Genomic DNA, 614 nt, shown 5'->3' with positions numbered 1-614 from the left:
GGTTTACGAACTGCGTAATGTCTCAGCGCTTGAAGCGACATTGACCTCTGGAACTGAAGCGATTTCTATTACAGAAATCACAGGGGCGGCTAACACAACGACCTATCAAGGTACGACGACAAGCGGGACTCCTATCTTCACGCTCGCGCTAGCGAATGATGGCTCTTATACGTTTACGTTGTTAGGTCCTCTGAACCATCCAACAAGCCCGAACTCCAATACCTTAACGATTCCATTCGATGTCGTTGCCGTTGATGGTGATGGCGATGATTCTAACCAATATGTATTGCCAATCGAGGTGCTCGATGACACGCCAGTAATGACGGCGCCAACGGGTGAAGCGGTTGTCGATGAAGACGATCTTACTGGTATTGGTTCAGATCAATCTGAAGACACCATTATTAATGGACTATTTACGATTGATGAAGGTGCCGATGGCGTTGTGAAGTATGAGTTGGTTAATGAAACTTTGGTTCTTACTGGCTTAACCTCCGATGGAGAAAGCTTAGAGTGGCAAGCTGTGTCACAAAGCGGCACAACATTTACTTACGTTGCTCAAACAGCAGCGAGTAATGAAGCGGTATTCGAAATTATCTTCGATACCTCAGATAACA

General features: G+C 45.9%; 1 protein-coding gene. It reads left to right on the top strand.

Annotated elements, in window-relative coordinates; all coding sequences use genetic code 11:
* The coding region (locus AB4517_RS22150; RefSeq protein ID WP_372150015.1) for a hypothetical protein at positions 1-614 on the top strand (614 nt) is incomplete at both ends.

This window comes from Vibrio sp. 10N.222.52.C3, assembly GCF_041474195.1.
GTDB classification, from domain to species: Bacteria; Pseudomonadota; Gammaproteobacteria; order Enterobacterales; family Vibrionaceae; genus Vibrio; species Vibrio crassostreae_C.
The sequence above is the reverse complement of the archived record's forward strand: the minus strand, read 5'-3'. Positions and strand labels throughout refer to the sequence as shown.